The sequence below is a fragment of the Streptomyces sp. NPDC001902 genome (genome assembly GCF_042891295.1).
GTDB lineage: Bacteria > Actinomycetota > Actinomycetes > Streptomycetales > Streptomycetaceae > Actinacidiphila.
The window spans coordinates 50,788-64,409 of sequence record NZ_JBIATA010000014.1 but is presented as its reverse complement, the minus strand read 5'-3'; the positions used below and the strand labels follow the sequence as shown (position 1 = coordinate 64,409).

Genomic DNA, 13,622 nt, shown 5'->3' with positions numbered 1-13,622 from the left:
CCGTTGTTGTCCCAGGCTCCGCTGCCGTTGGTGAAGGTGGCGGAGAGGCCGGTGGCGCCGCCCAGGTCGACGGTCCTGGAGTACCAGCCGGTGCAGGCCGGTTGCATGACGACGCCCGGCACGGTGGTCCAGGCGCCGCCGGTGGGCGCGTAGTGCAGGTTGACGGTGGTCCACGCGGAGGCGGGACGGTAGTAGACCGTCGCCGAGGTGGCGGCGAAGGACAGACCCGTCGGCAGCAAGCCGAGCAGCAGGCCGCCGACGAGCAACAGCACGGTGTGCAGCGCGCGATGGCTTCCAGGGCGCGCGTGTCGGGTCATGCGGGGGCTCCCCGGGCGAGGGCCGCCGGGGGCGGCGGCCGGTGCGGGTGAGGCAGGCCCTCCCGCGCGCCACGAAGGGAACAGCCGTGAGTTTCCTGCAAGTTGCTGCAAGAATCTTCATGAGGTTACTGGGACATGACAGGGCGGTAAAGAGGTCCCGCAGTGGGGTCGCTCAGTAGTAGTCGCGCATCAGCTCGGTGGCCCAGGCGGGCTGGAACGCGGTGTCCAGCGGTCCGAACTCGGCCATCCACGGCTTGAGGTCGAGCACCGGCGTCCCGTCCACGGCGTCCAGCCCCGCGACGTGGACATCCAGCCCGTCGACGTGCAAGATCTTGCAACGCGACACACCCAGGCGGTTGGGCCGGTTCTTGCCGCGCTGGGCGAAGATGCCGATCAGTGGCCACCCGGTGTTCCCGCGCGGATGGCGTGCGCCGGTCTCCACCCGCTCCTCGGGGACCCGGTCGAAGTGGAAGACGACCTCCAGGTGGGAGAAGGTGTCCAGGCCGTACAGCGCCTCCGGGCCGAACTGCTCCCCGTCCAGCCGGATCACCGCCTCGACGCCGCCCCAGTCGTCGTCCTCGACCGGCACGCGGCCGCCGGTCACCCATCCCACCGGCCGTACCGCGACCGCCGTCATGTGCGCTCCTCCGCTGCCGCCGATGCATCTCTCGCTGGTCACTATGTGAGACATGGGTATCACTTGGTGGACTCCGCTGGCTAGCGTGGAGGTCATGACGCGGGAATGGGACGCCACCACGTACGACAGCCTGCCGCTGCCCCACGTGCAGTGGGGCCGCGGGACCCTGGACCGCCTCGCGCCGCGCGGCGACGAGCGGGTGCTCGACCTCGGCTGCGGCACCGGACGCGACACGGAGGCGCTGCTCGACCTGCTCCCGCACGGCCGCGTCGTCGCCCTCGACGGCTCGCTGCGCATGCTGGAGCAGCTCCGACGGCGCCTCGCCGGACGCCTGGACCGCGTCGAGGTCGTGCACGCCGACATCACCGGCCCGCTCCCCGTCACCGGCACGGTGGACGCCGTCACCAGCGTCGCCACCTTCCACTGGATCCCCGACCACGCCGCGCTCTTCCGCGGTGTCGCACGAGTCCTGCGCCCCGGCGGACGCCTCGTCGCCGAATGCGGCGGACTCGGCAACATCGCCGGCGTGTCGGCCGCCGTCGACGACGTCCTCGGCCCGCAGCCCGCCGTCTGGAACTTCGCGGGCGTCGAGGAGACCGAACGCCGCCTGCGGGACGCCGGTTTCACCGACGTCCAGGTCGCCCTCGTCCCCGACCCCGCCCGTCTCGAACCGGGCGCGCAACTGCTCGCGTACCTGGCCGTCGTCGTCCTCGGCGGACAGCTGGAACGCCTCCCCGGCGCGGAGCACGAGGCCTTCGTCCGCGCCGTGGCCGCGCGCCTGCCGGAGCCCGTCGTGGACTACGTCCGCCTGACGATCTCCGCGACGCGCGGCCCCGGGGGCACACGGGCGTGATCGGCGTGCCCGCCGGGTCCGTCACCGTCACAGTCGCCGTGTGATGCGCAGTTCCGTCAGGTACCGCTTGACGACGCGGCCGCCGTAGCGGCCGTCGGCCAGCGCCCGGATGCAGGCGAGCAGGCCCTCCCGCCGCGTCGCGGGAAGGGCGCGGTGGTTGGAGTAGCTGAGCAGCAGGTCGAGGTACTCGGCCGTGGTGTACGGCAGTTCGCGCTCGTAGCGGTGGAAGACGGCCGGCCCGAAGCGCCCGCAGCGGTCCGTCTCCTCGCTGTCGGTGGGGACCAGGGCCGCCGCGCGCGGCCGCAGCCCCGGGGGCGTCGCCGGGTCGAAGCGCTCGTAGCACTCCTGCACGTCCGCGAAGAAGGCCCGGGTGCCGCCGTCCACGTGATGGGTGGCGATGACGGCCAGCACCCCGCCGGGCCGCAGCGCGTCGGCGCACTTGACGACCGCCACGGCGGGGTCGATCCAGTGGAACGCCGTGGCCGAGACGACCGCGTCGAACGGCTCCTCCGGGAGCGGCCAGTCCTCGAAGGCGGAGACGACCACCTCGACGCCCGGGAACCCGGCCAGCCTGCGCCGGGCGACCGCCGCCATCGACGGGCCCAGCTCGACGGCTGTGACGCGGAAGCCGCGCTCCGCGAGCGGCACGGTGGCCTGTCCGGTCCCGCAGCCGATCTCCAGCACGCGCGCGCCGGGGCCGAGCCCCGCCACCGCGGCCAGATCGTCGAAGAGCACGCCGGGATACCCCGGGCGGACCCGGTCGTACAGCTCGGCGTCCTCGTCGAAGACGCCCCTCAGCGAAGTCGGGTCGGTCACCCGTCGAGACTAGCTAGGGCCCGGCGCCGGGCCGTGTCGTCGAAGTCCCTCCCAGCCTTCGGCAGGAGGTCGGGGGAGCTGCTTCGACGACAAGGCCTAGTCGGGCGGCAGCGGAACGGCGGGACCCTGCGGCGACGGGAGGAGCACGTTCCGGACGTAGTCCTCGACCGCCGCGTCGAGACCCACGTCACGCTGCGCCCGCTCGGACATCAACCAGCGGTGCTCGAGCAGCTCGTGGTAGATCTGCGCGGTGTCCAGGGAGCCCCGCAGCTCGCGCGGCACGGCGCGGACCGTCGGCCGGAAGACGTCGCGGACCCAGCGGTGGGCCAGCACTTCGGGGCGGGCGCCCAGCGGGTCGCCGGGGGCGTAGTCCTCCTGGCCGGCCATCCACGTCTCGAGGTCGTTGAGGAGGCTGCGGGCCTGGTTCTCCTCGGCGTCCAGGCCGGTGAGGCGGAGCAGCTGCCGCTGGTGGTGGCCGGCGTCCACGACCTTGGGCAGGAACGTGACGTCGTCACCGTCGGGCGACCGCTGGATCTGCATCTCCGCGACGTCGAAGCCGAGGTCGTTCAGCCGCCGGATGCGCCGGTCGATGTAGTGCCGCTTGGCCACCGGGTACACCGACTCGCGGGTGAGCTCGTGCCACAGCTCGTCGTAGCGGTCGGCGATGGCCTGCCCGAAGGTGACCGGGTCCACGGACGGGTGCAGCGAGCCGCCCGCCTCCAGGTCCATCAGCTCGCCGGCGATGTTCACCCGGGCCACCTCGATGTCGTACTCCCGCTGGCCGCGCGAGAGGCTGGGCTGGATCTGCCCGGTCTCGGCGTCCACCAGGTAGGCGGCGTAGGCGCCCGCGTCACGCCGGAAGAGGGTGTTCGACAGCGAGCAGTCGCCCCAGGCGAAGCCCGCCAGGTGCAGCCGGACCAGCAGCACGGCGAGCGCGTCCAGCAGCCGGTTGACCGTGCCCGGGCGCATCGTCGTCTCGAACATCGAGCGGTACGGCTGCGAGCCGCCCAGGTGGCGGGTGATCAGCACCGGCTCCAGCGGTTCGCCGCGGTCGTCGGCGCGGCCGGTGACGACGGCGAGGGCGTCGACCGCGGGTATGCCCATGCGGTCCAGGTCGCGCAGCAGCCCGTACTCGCGGACGGCCGCCCACTCGCCGACCTCCTTGACCGCCACCACCTCGTCGCCGGCCAGGGCGAACCGGACGACGTGCCGCGAGATGCCGCGCGGCAGCGCCACCAGGTACTCCTCCGGCCACTCCTCCAGCGGCACGTTCCACGGCAGGTCGAGGAGGGTCGCGGGATGGTCCGGGGAGGTCGCGGTGATCTGCAGGTCCATGGCGCCCAGTCTGCGGCAACGGGGTGATCGCGCGGGACACCGGGGCGGCACATACGCTGCGGGGCATGAGGCAACGGCTTGTGGTCATCGGCGGGGACGCCGCGGGCATGTCGGCGGCGTCGCAGGCGCGCAGGAGGAAGGGGCCCGACCAACTGGAGGTCGTCGCCTTCGAACGCGGGCGCCGCACCTCCTACTCCGCCTGCGGCATCCCGTACTGGATCGCCGGGGACGCCACCGGCCCCGACAAGCTGATCGCCCGCACGCCCGAGAAGCACCGGGCCCACGACATCGACGTGCGGCTCGGCACCGAGGTCGTCGAGATCGACCGGGACCGCGGCCGGGTGCGCACCCGGGACGTCTTCGGGGCGGAGGGATGGACGGAGTACGACCAGCTCGTCATCGCCACCGGCGCCGTGCCCAAGCGCCCCCCGATCCCCGGGATCGACGCCGGGGGCGTGCACGGCGTGCAGATCCTCGACGACGGCGAGGACATCCTGGACGCCCTCGACAACAGGCCCGTCAGTACCGCCGTCGTGGTCGGCGGCGGCTACATCGGCGTGGAGATGGCCGAGGCCATGCTGCGGCGCGGTCTCCGGGTCACCCTCGTCGAAGGCTCCGAGCAGCCCATGGCGACCCTCGACCCGGACATGGGCCGGCTCGTGCGGGAGGCCATGGAGGGCCTCGGCATCACCGTCGTCACCGGAGCCCCGGTGCGCGAGGTGCTCACCGGGGCGGACGGCCGGGTCCGCGCGGTGGCCACCGACCAGGGCGAGTACCCGGCGGACGTGGTCGTGCTCGGGCTCGGCGTCGCCCCCAACACCGGCCTCGCCCGCGACGCGGGGCTGCCGCTGGGTGCGCACGGCGGGCTGCTCACCGACCGCGCGATGCGTGTGCGCGGGGAGGAGGCGGTCTGGGCGGGCGGGGACTGCGTGGAGGTCCTCAACCTGGTCTCCGGCGGGATGCAGCACATCGCGCTGGGCACCCACGCCAACAAGCAGGGCCGGGTCATCGGCACCAATATCGGCGGCGGCTACGCCACCTTCCCGGGCGTGGTGGGCACGGCCGTCAGCAAGGTCTGCTCCCTGGAGATCGCCCGTACGGGACTGAAGGAGTCCCAGGCCCGTGCCGCCGGGCTGCAGTACGTCACCGCGGTCATCGAGTCCACCAGCAGGGCCGGCTACTACCCCGGCGCCGCGCCGATGACGGTCAAGGCCATCGCGGAGCGGCACACCGGACGGCTCCTCGGACTGCAGATCGTCGGCCGCGAGGGCGCGGCCAAGCGCGTGGACATCGGCGCGGTGGCGCTCACCGCGGGCATGACCGCCGAGCAGATGACCGGGCTCGACCTGGGCTACGCCCCGCCGTTCTCACCGGTGTGGGACCCGGTCCTGATCGCCGCGCGCAAGGTCGACGGGAAGGTCCGCGCGGACGGCCCGGACGCCTGAGCCGCGACCGGGAGCGGCGCTCAGGCGGGCCGTACGGCCAGCTTCTCCAGGCCCTCCAGCAGGCTGGGGAGTTCCGGCCCCCGGCCGACCGGCAGCACCTCGCCGGGCTCCTCGTCGAGCAGCACGAAGGCGATGTCGTCGGTGCGGGCCACCAGGCTCCAGCCCTCGCCGTCCACACGCAGGGTGCGTACGCCCTCGCCCGCCGCGGTCGAGCGTATGCGGCCGGGCGGCGGGGGCGTGCGGAGATACTCCTGGGCGGCCTCCAGCGCGCGCCGCACCCCGGGGTGGAGGCCGTCGGCGGCGGGAGCCGTGGCAGCCGTGGCCCCTGTTCCTTCACCCGACTCGTTCTCCGTGGGCTCCCTCTCCGTGCCGTCGGGCGCGGAGTTTGTGACGGTCGCGGCGGATGTGTCCGAGCTGCTGGAGCTGTCGGCGCCGTCCGGGGTGTCGGGCTCGTCCCCGGCGTCGAGCTGTTCCCGCCAGATCCGCCACTGGAGGGCTATCTCGTCGGCCCCCAGGCGTCGCTGTGCCGGCCCCCACGTCCCGGTGTCGGGCGGTGAGAGCGGCGGGCCGTCCTCGGCCTCGGGCGGATCGTGCGGAGCGGGCACGCCGGGCGCGGCCACCGCGACCGGCAGCGGCCAGCCGGGCAGCGCGGCGACGACCGAGCGCTCGTCGGGGGAGAGGTCGTACTCCAGCCCGCAGTCCCACGCGGCGAGGGCGCACGCGACCAGCGCCGTGTCGCTGATCGCGACCGTCCACCGGGCGCCCGTCCCGTCCTGGCCGAAGACGAGGCCGTAGCCGTCGTCCGCCGGTTCCAGCCCGAGCTCGGCGCACGCGGCCGGATAGTCGTCGGCCAGGACGCCCGGGAACTGCGCGGGCGTCAGCATCGCCGCGGTGAGCACGAACAGCGCGTCGTCGTCCGTCGCGGACACGGGCATCCCCTCTCCAGTGGGTTCTCAGTGGTGGGCGCACCCTAACCACCCGGTAACACCCGCGTCGAGACCGGGGCGCGCCCTGTGGAAAACCGTTCGGTGGCCGGATCGCCGGCCCCTACGCTGACGCCATGGCCAACTCCCTTGCCCACCAGGGCGGCCGCCCGTGAGGAAACGGCGCCGTCGCCTCCGCTTCGACGGGCGCGAGTTCCTCTGGACCGCGCGCATCGGGCACGCCGATCAGCCCGACGGCACCTGCCGCCGCGTCGTCTTCGTCCGCGTCACGGACGGGGCGGCTCCCGGCGGCCGTGCCCTCGCCGCCGATCTGGTGTCGGCCTCGGAGCCCGGTCCGTGGGGATACTGCGTCACAGATACCGCCCACCCGACTCCTCGCGACGTCCGCCTGCTCGTCGAGCACGCGCTGGCCGCCGGCTGGGAGCCCGGCGCGCACGGCCCCCCTCTCGTGCTCACCGCGGAGAGCGGCGACCCGGGCCTTCCGGGGTTCCGGCTGCCCGCGGGCGGGAACGCCCCTGGGTGAGAGGGGTGATGCGGATGGCCACCTGGCTCCGGAGGTTCACCGCGGCGCGGACGCCGGGGAGGCCCGCGAAGCCCCCGCCGACGCCCGGGGCGGAGCCCTCACGCCGGGCATCACGCGAGCGCAACCTCTTCGAGGCGGCCGCCGCCCATGTCGCGGCCTCCGTCGAGGGGGACGAGGAGGCGCTCGAGGCCGCTGCGGCGCGTGTCGCGCCGGAGGCGCTGATGTTCGGGATCGGTGAACTCGCACGGCGTGCCGTCGCGGTGCTCGCCCAGGAGCGTGGCGTACCGCCGCGGGCGGTCGCCCGGTCGCTGCTCGGCCTCCCCGAAGCGTGAGGCGTCCGCCGCCCTACCGGGCCCGGGCCGTCACAAGCGGCCTTCCACGGCCGGGGTGACCGCGGCCTCCCGCGGACCGTACCCGGGGAGGAAGAGCCGCATGGAGCAGGGGTCCTCGGCCGCCACGCCGACCTCGACGCCCCAGTAGGCGCTCAGCCGGCCGGCGACGTCGACCAGCCGCCGCCGCTCCTCGGGCGAGTAGGCGGGGAAGCGCACCCAGCCGCGGTCGGAGACGGCGCGGCCGAGGTCGTTGAAGAGCGTGGTCCGCGCGCGCTGTTCCTCCTCGTCCGTCAGTGGGGTCGGGTCCCCCTCGCGGGGTACCAGCCGGACGTTGTGCAGCTCTCGGGTCACGCGCGGCCTCGCAGTTCTCCTCGGTCGGACGTGCCGCAGGCTACCGTCCCCGCCGCGCCGGCCGGACCCGCCGGGGCCGTACTCAGGACCCCAGGGCGTCCAGGGTGCTGCGCAGCCGGCCGAGCTCCGCCCGCGTGGTGACCCGTGCGATCGTCAGGACGCCCCGCCGGAACGGGTCGTCGAGCTCCTCCGCTCCGCAGCGGGCGGTCGCCGTCGTGGAAGAAGCTCGTGGGTTCCACCAGGACGGCGAGCCGGCGACGCAGCACCGCGCTGTGCAGGGAGGGGTCATCGAGATGGCGCAGGAGGGCGAGGAACGTGAACCAGCGGTTCTCGTCGGGGATGTCGGCGGCGTCCGGCTCCGTGAGCCGCCGGCGCAGCTCGGCGCAGCCCTCGGTGGTAGCGGCGATGCCCTTACGCAGCTCATAGCCATCCGCTGGACCGGGACACCCGGGACCGGCTCCGCGCTCGTCTATGTGCACGGGCTGGGCGACCTCTCCGTCTACTTCGCCCACATAGCGGCGGATCCGGCCCTCACCGGGCGGAGTTCCCTCCTCGCCGACCTGCCGGGCCACGGCATCAGCGACCGGCCCGCCGCCTTCGGCTACACGCTGGAGGAGCATGCGGACGCGCTCGCCGCGGCACTCGACGCCGCCGCGACGGGCCCGGCCGCGGTGGTCGGCCACAGCATGGGAGGCGCCGTGGCGATCGTCCTCGCCGCGCGCCGGCCCGATCTGGTGGCGCGCCTGGTGCTGGCGGAGGCGAACCTCGACGCGCGTCCGCGCGCGACGGCGGGCAGCAGCGGCATCGCGGCCTTCACCGAGGAGGAGCTCGTCCACGGCGGAGGCTTCGCCCGCGTCCTATGGCGGGTCGGCCCGCACTGGGTCGCCGCGATGCGCCTGGCCGACCGCGTCGCCCCGCACCGCACCGCCTCGTCACTGCTGCGGGGAGCGATCCGGTCATGCGCGAACTGCTGCTCTCGTCGCCCGTTCCGCGCACCTTCCTGCAGGGTGAGCCGAGCGGTGACCTGAGCGGCCGGGCGGAGCTGGAGGCCGCCGGGGTGTCCGTCGTGACGGTCCCCGGCGCCGGTCACACCATCATGTTCGACAACGCCTACGCCTTCGTCGAGGCCATCGCGAGGAACCGCTCGTCGGTGTCGGTGTAGGAGGTCAGGGTCCACCCCGAGGACTCCAGCAACGGCCCCAGGTTGGGCTCGGCGCGCAGGTCGTCGGGGGTCAGCTCGCGGCCCTGCCGGGCGGCCAGCGCCGCCCGTCCGATCGGGTGGAAGAGCGCCAGCCGGCCGCCGGGCCGGGTGACCCGGGCCAGCTCCCGCAGACAGGCCCGGGGGTCCGGCAGGTGCCCGATCAGCCCCGCGGCGAAGACGGCGTCCAGGGTGGCGTCGCGCAGCGGCAGCTGGGCGCAGTCGGCCAGCAGCAGGGCGCCGTGCTCCCGGCGCCCGGCCCGTACCGCCGCGGCCAGCATCTCGGGCGTCAGATCGGCGCCCAGGACCGTCCCGGACGCCCCCACGGCCGCGCGCAGGAAGGGCATCGCCCGGGCCGTGCCGCACCCCGCGTCGAGGACCGTCTGGCCCTCCCGCAGGCCCAGTTCGGCGACACCGGCCCGGTAGACGGGGGCGTCGTCGGGGTAGCGGGTCTCCCAGTCGGCGGCGCGGGCGGCGAAGAACGCGCGGATCTGCGCGGGGTCGGTGTGCACGACGGTCCACCTCCGGTTCGGGGCGCGCGCCGGGGCGCACGGGACGCGGGGCATCATGGTCGCATGATCCCGTTCCGTTCCGTCGCCCTCTTCGTGCTGGCCGCGCTGCTGGAGATCGGTGGCGCCTGGCTGGTCTGGCAGGGGCTGCGCGAGCACCGCGGATGGGCGTGGATCGGGGCCGGGGTCATCGCCCTGGGCCTGTACGGGTGCGTCGCCACCCTCCAGCCGGACGCCGAGTTCGGCCGCATCCTCGCCGCCTACGGCGGGGTGTTCATCGCGGGCTCGCTCGCCTGGGGGATGGTGGCGGACGGCTACCGGCCCGACCGCTACGACGTGGTGGGCGCGCTGGTGTGCCTGGCGGGCGTGGGGATCATCATGTACGGGCCACGCAGCGGCTGAAACACGCTTCCCGCGTACAGGTTCGTGCCGCACGCGATCGCCGGGGGGCCGCATCCGGAAAGCACGCGGTCAAATAAGGCAGGGTTCCGTCATGGCCCGAGCGTGCGACCACCCCCGCACTAGCGTCCCGGGGCCATGGGACACATCGACCACGCCGCCTTCGGCTGGCTGACCCCGCTGCTCTCGTACGCCATGGCGTGCGTCGGCGCGGCGCTCGGACTGCGCTGCACCGTACGGGCCCTGGCAGCGACCGGCCGCTCCCGGCGCAACTGGCTGATCACCGCCGCGAGCGCCCTCGGCACCGGGATCTGGACGATGCACTTCGTCGCCATGCTCGGCTTCCGCGTCACCGGCACCGAGATCCGCTACAACGTCCCCCTGACCGTCCTCAGCCTCGCCGTCGCCATGGTCGTCGTCGGCCTCGGCGTCTTCGCCGTCGGGTACGGCCACGGCCGCTTCCGGGCCCTCGCGATCGGCGGCCTCACCACGGGTGTCGGTGTGGCCAGCATGCACTACCTGGGCATGGCCGCCGTACGCCTTCATGGCGCGGTGTCCTACGAACCGTGGCTCGTGGCGCTGTCGGTCGCCATCGCCTGGGCCGCCGCGACCGCCGCGCTGTGGGCCGCGCTCACCATCCACCGGCCCGTGGTCGTCGCCGGCGCCTCCCTGGTGATGGGCGCGGCGGTCAGCAGCATGCACTACACCGGGATGCTCGCCGTGCACGTCCGGGTCCGGCCCTCGGCGGAGGTGCTGACCGGCTCCGGCGCGACAGCGTTCCTGTTCCCCCTCATCGTCGGCCTCGGCTCCTACCTCTTCCTCACCTCCGCCTTCGTCGCGCTCTCCCCGACGGCGAGGGAACACATCGCCTCCGCGACCGCCCAGCGCATCGGCGAGGGTGCCCTGTGACGCCGCCACGGGGCCGCAGAGCGCACGCGGGACTCCCCGCGGACGAGGAACCGTCCTCCCGCGCCACCGACGGCGGACGGAGCGGCGGGGCGGCGGACCGGCTGAGCCTGCGCCCGAGGACCGTGCGCGCGAAGATCGTGTCGCTCCTCATGGTGCCCGTCGTGTCCCTGATGGCGCTGTGGGCCTTCGCCGCCGTCACCACGGCCCAGGACGTCTCCGGTCGGCTGCGTGCCCAGCGCATTGCAGAAACGATCCGTGAGCCGGTCGCCGACACCGTGACCACCCTGCAGGCCGAACGCCGTGCCGCCGCCCGCTACCTGGCCCGGCCCACCACCGAGGCCGCCGCCGAACTGAGCAGACGCGCCACGGCCACCGACCGTGCCGCCGCCCTGCTGCAGCTGGGCGGCGGCCACACGGTCGCCGACGGCACCGGTCTGCCGGGCACCGCCGCGGTGCGCGTCCGGACCTTCGTCGGCGACCTGGAGCGCCTGCGCAGGCAGCGCCCGGGCATCACCCAGGGAGCGGCGGACTGGCGGCAGACGTACCGCGCCTACACCGACGCCGTGACCGACGGATTCGCGATCGGCGGCGCCCTTTCCACGGGACGCGGCGAGCGTGCCGCCCTGGAGATCGGCCGTGCCGCGGAACAACTGTCCCGCGAGGACGCGCTGCTCGCCGCGGCCGCGCTCACCCGCGGTCTGCCCACGGACCGCTACCGCGACCTGAGCGGTGCCGTCACCGCCCGCCGCGCCCTGCTCGCGGGTGCCACGGCCGACCTCGGCGGTGCCGGCCGCAGCGCCTGGGTGCGGCTGGCCCGCTCCACCGCGTACACGGACCTCGAGGCCATGGAGGACGCCGTCCTCGACGCCGGACCGGGCAAGGCCGCCGTGGACGGCGCGAGCCTCGCCACATGGGACCGGGCCACCGGACAGGTGCTGTCCGGGCTGGAGAAGTCCGCCAAGGCCGCAGCACCCGCCGACCGGCCCCTCGCGCACGGCCTGTTGAGCACCTCGGGCATCGCCGTCCTGCTCGGCCTCCTCGGCGTCGTCGCCTCCCTCTTCATCTCCGTACGGATCGGCCGCGGTCTCGTCGTCGAACTCGTCGGCCTGCGCAACACCGCGCTCGAACTCGCCCGCCGCAAACTGCCGCGCGCCATGCGGCGGCTCCGCGCCGGCGAGGAGATCGACCTCGGCAAGGAGGCGCCCCTCGGCAGGCACGGCGCCGATGAGATCGGCCAGGTCGCCGAGGCCCTGGCCACCGTGCAGCGCGCCGCGCTGCGCGCCGCCGCGGAACGCGCCGAACTGGTCAACGGGGTCTCGGGCGTCTTCGTCAACCTCGCCCGCCGGAGCCAGGTTCTGGTGCACCGGCAGCTGGCGCTGCTCGACAGCATGGAACGGCGCACCGAGGACCCGGGCGAGCTGGAGGACCTGTTCAGGCTCGACCACCTCACCACCCGTATGCGGCGGCACGCCGAGGGCCTGATCATCCTCTCCGGCTCCGCTCCCGGCCGCGCCTGGAGCAAGCCCGTACCCCTCACCAACGTGGTGCGCGCCGCGGTCGCGGAGGTCGAGGACTACGCCCGCGTCGAGGTCCGCAGGCTCCCCCTCGCGGCGGTCGTCGGCTCCGCGGTCGCCGACCTCACCCACCTGATCGCCGAACTCGTCGAGAACGCGACCCAGTTCTCCCCGCCCCACACCAAGGTGCGCGTCTACGGCGAGCAGGTCGGCAACGGCTACGCCCTGGAGATCGAGGACCGTGGGCTCGGCATGGGCAAGGAGGCCATGGCCGAGGCCAACCGGCGCATCGCCCAGACCCAGGCGCTCGACCTGTTCGACAGCGACCGGCTCGGCCTGTTCGTCGTCAGCAGGCTCGCCCGGCGGCACGACGTCAGGGTCTCCCTGCGCTCCTCCCCGTACGGCGGCACCACCGCCGTCGTCCTGCTGCCCACCGCCCTGCTCGACATGAGGGCGCCCGAAGCCCGCGCCCCACGGGGCGCAGGGACGGGGGGCGCGGCGTCCGGCCCGCACGGACCCCGCCAGGGGTCCGCGGAGGTCCCGCCCCTGGTGGCGGCCTCCCCGCGCGGCGACGGCGACGGGCCGCCGCGTCCCTCCGCGCCCCGTTCCGTTCGTCCGCCGGAGCACGGGCCGTTGCCCGCGCCCGCGCCCGCGCCCGTATCCGTGCCCGCACCGGCCCGCGGCGCGGCGCCCGTTCCCGCGCCCGTGGGCGCCCCTGCGGGCACGCCTCCCGCCGAGGGCGGACTCCCGCGCCGCGTACGCCGTGCGAGCCTCGCCCCGCAGCTGCTGGAGCCCCGAGCACCCGAACGCGGCCCCGGGCCGCAGGACACGGGGCAGGACGTCCCGGAGCGGACCGCCGAGCAGGCGCGCTCGACGATGGCCGCGTTCCGCCGCGGCTGGATCCGCGGCGGCGGCGCCGGAGCGCGTGACACCGCCGACGGGGAACCCGCACCCGCCGGCCCGCGCCCCCTGCGGCCCGCCCCGCAGCCCGGCGGCACCCGGTCCGGCCCGGGAGGGCCGGGTCACCACGACGGTCCGGACACGACGCCCGGGGACGGCGAGCAGGACCACGCCCGCACCTCGGCCCGGGCACCCCGCGAAGGAGAGCACGGATGATCGACGCATCGAACCGGTCCGGTGAACTGGACTGGCTGCTGGACGACCTCACCGACCGGGTGGACAACGTCCGCCACGCCGTGGTGCTGTCGGGCGACGGCCTGGCCGTGGGCTCCTCCCGCGGGCTGACCCGGGAGGACGCCGAGCACCTGGCGGCCGTCGCCTCGGGCTTCCACAGCCTCGCCAAGGGCGCCGGACGCCACTTCGCGGCCGGCCAGGTCCGGCAGACCATGGTCGAACTCGACCACGGCTTCCTCTTCGTGGCGGCCGCCGGCGAGGGCTCCTGCCTCGCGGTGTTCACCGGCGCGGGCGCCGACGTCGGCCTGATCGCCTACGAGATGGCGCGCCTGGTCAAGCGCGTGGGCGAGCACCTGCACACCCCGCCGCGCCTCGGCGCCGCCGGCCCGGCCGCCGGCTGACCGGC

At 74.7% G+C, this 13,622-nt stretch carries 14 protein-coding genes and 3 pseudogenes; 9 read left to right on the top strand and 8 right to left on the bottom strand.

The genetic code is table 11. The features are described 5' to 3' along the window. Positions 1-38: 38 nt before the first annotated feature. Positions 39-317, bottom strand: a pseudogene (locus ACFYYN_RS22925) (carbohydrate binding domain-containing protein); the annotation flags it as partial. Between the two features lie 172 nt (positions 318-489). Further along, positions 490-954 (bottom strand): SAM-dependent methyltransferase, encoded by a 465-nt coding sequence (locus ACFYYN_RS22920; protein ID WP_500547317.1) that lies wholly within the window; start codon positions 952-954, stop codon positions 490-492. A 94-nt stretch (positions 955-1,048) separates the two neighbouring features. Between ACFYYN_RS22920 and ACFYYN_RS22915 the strand changes: the two genes are divergently transcribed. Beyond that, positions 1,049-1,807: a class I SAM-dependent methyltransferase gene (locus ACFYYN_RS22915; RefSeq protein ID WP_500547316.1), complete on the top strand. Its 759-nt coding sequence runs from the start codon at positions 1,049-1,051 to the stop codon at positions 1,805-1,807. Positions 1,808-1,834: 27 nt separating this feature from the next. Here the strand turns inward: ACFYYN_RS22915 and ACFYYN_RS22910 are convergent, their stop codons facing one another. Together ACFYYN_RS22910 and ACFYYN_RS22905 are read right to left on the bottom strand one after the other, a co-directional pair. Beyond that, positions 1,835-2,623 carry a class I SAM-dependent methyltransferase gene (locus ACFYYN_RS22910; protein WP_500547315.1) on the bottom strand — a complete coding sequence of 263 codons (789 nt, stop codon included), beginning with the start codon at positions 2,621-2,623 and terminating at the stop codon, positions 1,835-1,837. 96 nt (positions 2,624-2,719) lie between these two features. Next, entirely contained in the window at positions 2,720-3,958 is a 1,239-nt protein-coding gene (locus ACFYYN_RS22905; protein WP_500547314.1) for a DUF4032 domain-containing protein, read from the bottom strand. 65 nt (positions 3,959-4,023) lie between these two features. Between ACFYYN_RS22905 and ACFYYN_RS22900 the strand changes: the two genes are divergently transcribed. Further along, complete coding sequence (locus ACFYYN_RS22900; protein WP_500547313.1) at positions 4,024-5,403, top strand: FAD-dependent oxidoreductase; 1,380 nt, start codon at positions 4,024-4,026, stop codon at positions 5,401-5,403. 20 nt (positions 5,404-5,423) lie between these two features. On the opposite strand, the gene ACFYYN_RS22895 is transcribed toward ACFYYN_RS22900, so the two are convergent. Further along, positions 5,424-6,338, bottom strand: a complete 915-nt coding sequence (locus ACFYYN_RS22895; RefSeq protein ID WP_500547312.1) for a hypothetical protein — start codon at positions 6,336-6,338, stop codon at positions 5,424-5,426. Between the two features lie 160 nt (positions 6,339-6,498). Here ACFYYN_RS22895 and ACFYYN_RS22890 point away from each other — a divergent pair, with 160 nt between their 5' ends. After that, on the top strand, positions 6,499-6,870 hold the full coding sequence (locus ACFYYN_RS22890) for a hypothetical protein (protein ID WP_500547311.1): 372 nt from the start codon (positions 6,499-6,501) through the stop codon (positions 6,868-6,870). A 14-nt stretch (positions 6,871-6,884) separates the two neighbouring features. Further along, positions 6,885-7,202, top strand: a complete 318-nt coding sequence (locus ACFYYN_RS22885) for a hypothetical protein (RefSeq protein WP_500323239.1) — start codon at positions 6,885-6,887, stop codon at positions 7,200-7,202. A gap of 30 nt (positions 7,203-7,232) precedes the next feature. Here ACFYYN_RS22885 and ACFYYN_RS22880 read toward each other — a convergent pair whose 3' ends face one another. Beyond that, positions 7,233-7,553: a hypothetical protein gene (locus ACFYYN_RS22880; protein WP_500547310.1), complete on the bottom strand. Its 321-nt coding sequence runs from the start codon at positions 7,551-7,553 to the stop codon at positions 7,233-7,235. Between the two features lie 82 nt (positions 7,554-7,635). Continuing rightward, positions 7,636-7,951, bottom strand: a pseudogene (locus tag ACFYYN_RS22875) (PadR family transcriptional regulator); the annotation flags it as partial. A gap of 24 nt (positions 7,952-7,975) precedes the next feature. Here ACFYYN_RS22875 and ACFYYN_RS22870 point away from each other — a divergent pair. Next, positions 7,976-8,715, top strand: a pseudogene (locus ACFYYN_RS22870) (alpha/beta fold hydrolase). On the opposite strand, the gene ACFYYN_RS22865 reads toward ACFYYN_RS22870, so the two are convergent. Next, positions 8,664-9,320: a class I SAM-dependent methyltransferase gene (locus ACFYYN_RS22865; RefSeq protein WP_500547308.1), complete on the bottom strand. Its 657-nt coding sequence runs from the start codon at positions 9,318-9,320 to the stop codon at positions 8,664-8,666. The pseudogene ACFYYN_RS22870 and the gene ACFYYN_RS22865 sit on opposite strands and share 52 nt — an antisense overlap. 6 nt (positions 9,321-9,326) lie before the next feature. Here ACFYYN_RS22865 and ACFYYN_RS22860 point away from each other — a divergent pair, with 6 nt between their 5' ends. The 4 genes from ACFYYN_RS22860 to ACFYYN_RS22845 all read left to right on the top strand — a co-directional run bounded on the left by ACFYYN_RS22860 (position 9,327) and on the right by ACFYYN_RS22845 (position 13,617). Then, a complete protein-coding gene (locus ACFYYN_RS22860) occupies positions 9,327-9,662 on the top strand; it encodes a YnfA family protein (RefSeq protein WP_500323243.1) in 336 nt (111 codons plus the stop codon). A 135-nt stretch (positions 9,663-9,797) separates the two neighbouring features. After that, on the top strand, positions 9,798-10,568 hold the full coding sequence (locus ACFYYN_RS22855; RefSeq protein WP_500323244.1) for an MHYT domain-containing protein: 771 nt from the start codon (positions 9,798-9,800) through the stop codon (positions 10,566-10,568). A gap of 149 nt (positions 10,569-10,717) precedes the next feature. Then, positions 10,718-13,198 (top strand): sensor histidine kinase, encoded by a 2,481-nt coding sequence (locus tag ACFYYN_RS22850; protein ID WP_500547419.1) that lies wholly within the window; start codon positions 10,718-10,720, stop codon positions 13,196-13,198. Further along, on the top strand, positions 13,195-13,617 hold the full coding sequence (locus tag ACFYYN_RS22845; protein ID WP_499515451.1) for a roadblock/LC7 domain-containing protein: 423 nt from the start codon (positions 13,195-13,197) through the stop codon (positions 13,615-13,617). Before ACFYYN_RS22850 ends, ACFYYN_RS22845 begins: the two co-directional genes overlap by 4 nt. Positions 13,618-13,622 lie beyond the last annotated feature (5 nt).

Bases quoted from the DNA above. Each gene is read 5' to 3' on its own strand.
- ACFYYN_RS22895 (WP_500547312.1), bottom strand. From the start codon at position 6,338: ATGCCCGTGTCCGCGACGGACGACGACGCGCTGTTCGTGCTCACCGCG.
- ACFYYN_RS22850 (WP_500547419.1), top strand. From the start codon at position 10,718: ATGGTGCCCGTCGTGTCCCTGATGGCGCTGTGGGCCTTCGCCGCCGTC.
- ACFYYN_RS22865 (WP_500547308.1), bottom strand. From the start codon at position 9,320: ATGATGCCCCGCGTCCCGTGCGCCCCGGCGCGCGCCCCGAACCGGAGG.
- ACFYYN_RS22855 (WP_500323244.1), top strand. From the start codon at position 9,798: ATGGGACACATCGACCACGCCGCCTTCGGCTGGCTGACCCCGCTGCTC.
- ACFYYN_RS22920 (WP_500547317.1), bottom strand. From the start codon at position 954: ATGACGGCGGTCGCGGTACGGCCGGTGGGATGGGTGACCGGCGGCCGC.
- ACFYYN_RS22860 (WP_500323243.1), top strand. From the start codon at position 9,327: ATGATCCCGTTCCGTTCCGTCGCCCTCTTCGTGCTGGCCGCGCTGCTG.
- ACFYYN_RS22885 (WP_500323239.1), top strand. From the start codon at position 6,885: ATGGCCACCTGGCTCCGGAGGTTCACCGCGGCGCGGACGCCGGGGAGG.
- ACFYYN_RS22905 (WP_500547314.1), bottom strand. From the start codon at position 3,958: ATGGACCTGCAGATCACCGCGACCTCCCCGGACCATCCCGCGACCCTC.
- ACFYYN_RS22915 (WP_500547316.1), top strand. From the start codon at position 1,049: ATGACGCGGGAATGGGACGCCACCACGTACGACAGCCTGCCGCTGCCC.
- ACFYYN_RS22900 (WP_500547313.1), top strand. From the start codon at position 4,024: ATGAGGCAACGGCTTGTGGTCATCGGCGGGGACGCCGCGGGCATGTCG.
- ACFYYN_RS22845 (WP_499515451.1), top strand. From the start codon at position 13,195: ATGATCGACGCATCGAACCGGTCCGGTGAACTGGACTGGCTGCTGGAC.